Raw genomic sequence first — 3,850 nt, forward strand, 5'->3', positions numbered from 1 at the left:
AAAGAGAGACAAAGAGAAATATTAATGTACTTAAGCGCGTTGCACTTATACAAGACATTGTAAGGGAACGGCATGAGGTAGGCAATCAAAGTAAATCTAAGCGGCAAGTGTGGCGGTACTATGTAAATTCTATTTATCCAATGAGCGAAAGATCATTTTATCGGTATATGGGTATGAATGTAAAACAAGAAATACAAAAGACAAATTACGGTCAAATGTCGATAGAGTTTAACGGATAAATAAAAGCCTCGCATTATTTTGCGAGGCTTTTTTATTATTTATTCTTCAAAAGCACAGATAAACAAATTATAAGAGATACCACCTATAAGACCCATATTAACGGCTGAATATAAAACAAGTTCTAATAATAAAATTCTTATGTCTTTATCTTCGCGATCATTATTAAAATCTCGAAATATTATATATTCAGTTACAATACATACAAGTCCTACAATGCAACCGATTATAAAGAAAGCTATCCTAAATATTATATCAAACATAGATAAATACTATTCTTTTGTACGAATATTTAAAGGTAGCGTATAATATACATCAACGGGAATCCCATTGTTTTTGCCCGCAACCCAACAAGGCATAGATTCAACGATGTTGATTAAGGCTTTAGCCAGCTTTGAATCTTTATTATAGCCTATCGCCTTTACATTTTCTATCTTTCCCGTCTTTGTTACAATAAAGCGGACAGTGGCACGAATAACAAGTCTCTCGCCCTCCTCACTTTTAGGAACACATAAATTTTCGTTTATAAATTTGTGCATTTCAATTTCGCCCCCGCAAAATTCGGGCATTTGTGCAACTGTCATAAAAACAGAATCGCGTTTTATTTCTCTACTGCATTTATCGTTTGTTTGAGCCGAAAGCAAAGAAGAATAAAGACAGAAAATAAAAATAAGTAAATTTTTCATATTTAATTATTAAATGAACCTTTCACCGGGTATGTTAGTAATCCAATAATCGTCAAAACTTGTATCGTCGTATGTCGCTATCGGGCTTTTTGTGCCGCCGCCTTTTTGCTGCAAATCAATTTCTCTAAATATATGCTGTATTTGCCCTTTTGTAAGATATTCGGGGCGCTTTATTTTCCATAGTACACCGAGATTTTGACCGTCAATTATATTCGAGTCGTAATTCATTACATTATAAAATATATTCGGATCGGTCGAGGCTGTCGTTTTAAGGTTATTACCACCGATATAAATTAATTTAGTGTCTTGTGCTTGCGTTATCTCGAAAGGATGGTCAAGTCTTAAAGTATGTAATAATTCATGTATGCCTGTTTCGCTCGTTTCCGTTAAAAGAAAAGAATCGTCGACCTCTGCAACATTTACACTACTTGTATTAAATATTGTTTGCCCTAAACTTGTAGGACAACCATTACAGGCATTTTGTTTTTGAAAAGTCAGTGCGGGTACAACTTGCGGCATTTCTACTGTTTTTATTCCATTAAAGAATAATTGACCCGTAACCACACCACCTGACGATTTTTGTAGTACACTTTTAAATAATTCACTAACAGCATTTTTTAAATCAGATTCAAGACAGCCAACAGGCAAAAAAGACGTTTTTAGTTCTATATTGGCAACGATTTTTAAAATACCCTTATCTTTTACATACGTCCACCCGAAATTCTCCTTTAATTCTCCAACTTTATTATCCTTATAATAGAACTCAATATTTCCAAAGTTCAGATTATCATCTTTAAAATCACATTCGACTTTAAAATTTGGTATTAACATTAACCCGTTTTCGTCAATTGTACCGCTTACACTAAATTCTTTGGCTTGAGCTTTTATACGCCGCCCTTTGTTTTGCTTAACGGTTAACTCAATACTATCGCCTTGCATATATTCCCTAAATTCGACTTCTAAAAGTAAGCTATGATTAAGCATTATATCTTTTCTTTCCGTTCCCTCTTTTGTTCCTTTCCAATAGATAGACTTTATAACAGGTTCGGCTTTTTCTTGCGGTTGTGCGTCCTTTTGGTTTATATCAGTAATGAACCAATTCTTTTGGAAAACAACCCTTTTGTTTACCCGTATTGTGGCGGGCGAGATTGTAAAGGCTAGAATCATAGGCATATTAGAGTATGCTATATGATGTTCCGATATTTCGGTTATCCACGCATCCCAAAATTCGATACGGCGCATAGGCATATATTCGTCTCTGCTATTGTATATTTCTATTACGCCGTTTTTTATGTATGTACGTCCCTTTTTATCATCAGATTTGAACCAATGATAAAAAAAATCGTCGTCGTCGGTCGATTCTATTGTAAAGTCGAATAGCCCGCCAAAGGGTTCGCCATATCGTATGAAAGCATAAGGCGAGGCTTTGGCTACCGCCATATAATCGTAAAGTGTAGAATGGGTTTTAGTGACTTTTGAAAAATCGCATGACCACATATCAAAAAGATAATTGTGATACGTTAGTAGGGTGCGTTCTTCGCCGTCTACTTTTAAGATTGCTTTAAATGCCATAATATTAGTATTTAGTATAGTAAATGTTTGTATTACTTGTAAAGAGGTATGAAAGGTTAACACTTAGTATAAACATAAAAGCCTCGCATACGGCAAGGCTTATATATTATTTTTTATTCTTATTTTCTTCTAGTTTTTCATCTAGCTTGCCTAAAAGTATTGCAAGCCCTTTTGTCGTTTCGGCTAACCCCATCATTATATCTTCTACATTTTCTTTTTTATTGGCGGCTATGTGATATGTATAATTGTTTTGTCCTCCTATTATGCTACTACTATCATTTGCGGTATTGTTTGTAATATACAAACTAAGTAGGTCAGATTCAGCGGCTAAAGACTCAAACCCCTGTAAAGGTATTTCAAATGCTTCGGCTACCCTCTTTTTTTGTTCGTCCGTCCAGTTATCTTTTTTTAATAATTGGCTAAGTTGTTGCGGGGTCATTCCTAATTTTACCGCCATTTCTTTTTGGTTCATATCCATAAGCGCACCAATCCGTCGGGTAGCGCGCCCGTAATCTGTTTTTTTGCGTTTTGCAATTATTTCGTCGAGGTAATTATCTACACCCGACATATTGGTATTTTTTTCGTCTTTTTTCATACTAAAACAATTTTATTCAAATATAAAACAATAATCTTAATTACACACCCTTTAATTATTTTATCAACAAATTTAATATATGTATCTGATTATCAAAGTAAAGTGCTTGGCGATATTATCAACAATGAAAAGTTATTATAAAAAAACTTTAATACATATCTTTGTTTCGTTCTCAAATGCAAAACTAATATAAAACTCATAATGTGTTTAAACAATGATATTTATAACTCTGTGCGAAATACGAGAGTAAACGGTTTTAAGTTTGTTTCATTGACCTTTTTTCTAATACTATGAAATACATGTACACCCTTCAATTAAAAACAACCAGTCCTAGAGTGTAATTTATTCCCTAGAATGTTACAAGCGTGTGGCATTCGCATTATTTATCTCCCTTCGATTTTTTTTTAAGCGAAAAATCGGTTGAAAAGTCCCCCTCTAACACTACGGGGGCTTTTTTTATGTGGCAATACTGACAGTTTGCGCCCTTGTTTTTTTATAGTCGGGTACGGTCGATATATCCGTGAAACCAATTGAAAACGTAATGTCTCTTTGATAAATACCATCGCGCCGCTTTATACGCTGCATACGCATGCGCATAGGTGTATAATATAATTGAAAAGTAGTCCACTAAAATAATTGAAAAGTATACCACCGGTTAAGTAAAATCCGCTAGAGCTTCTAATAAAGCCCTGCATTTTACTAACAAATATTAACATTATAAATTCCTTTGTGTATGAAACACTAACACAGAGGGTAAAAT

The 3,850-nt window shown here is 34.1% G+C and carries 4 protein-coding genes; 1 reads left to right on the forward strand and 3 read right to left on the reverse strand.

Features of this window, described 5'->3' with window-relative positions; all coding sequences use genetic code 11:
- Positions 1 to 239, forward strand: a 239-nt coding sequence (locus tag G7Y57_RS17920) for a hypothetical protein (protein WP_221412155.1), incomplete at its 5' end; no start/stop codon positions are given.
- 270 nt (positions 240 to 509) lie between these two features.
- On the opposite strand, the gene G7Y57_RS17630 is transcribed toward G7Y57_RS17920, so the two are convergent.
- The 3 genes from G7Y57_RS17630 to G7Y57_RS17640 all read right to left on the reverse strand — a co-directional run bounded on the left by G7Y57_RS17630 (position 510) and on the right by G7Y57_RS17640 (position 3,090).
- The gene (locus tag G7Y57_RS17630; RefSeq protein ID WP_165027261.1) at positions 510 to 923 is read right to left on the reverse strand and encodes an energy transducer TonB; all 414 of its coding nucleotides are present in this window, start codon (positions 921 to 923) and stop codon (positions 510 to 512) included.
- A gap of 9 nt (positions 924 to 932) precedes the next feature.
- Positions 933 to 2,495: a type VI secretion system tube protein TssD gene (gene tssD / locus G7Y57_RS17635; protein ID WP_165027263.1), complete on the reverse strand. Its 1,563-nt coding sequence runs from the start codon at positions 2,493 to 2,495 to the stop codon at positions 933 to 935.
- Positions 2,496 to 2,601: 106 nt separating this feature from the next.
- The gene (locus G7Y57_RS17640; RefSeq protein ID WP_165027265.1) at positions 2,602 to 3,090 is read right to left on the reverse strand and encodes a hypothetical protein; all 489 of its coding nucleotides are present in this window, start codon (positions 3,088 to 3,090) and stop codon (positions 2,602 to 2,604) included.
- Positions 3,091 to 3,850 lie beyond the last annotated feature (760 nt).

Origin of the sequence: Dysgonomonas sp. ZJ279, assembly GCF_011039205.1 — a bacterium.
Classification (GTDB): domain Bacteria; phylum Bacteroidota; class Bacteroidia; order Bacteroidales; family Dysgonomonadaceae; genus Dysgonomonas.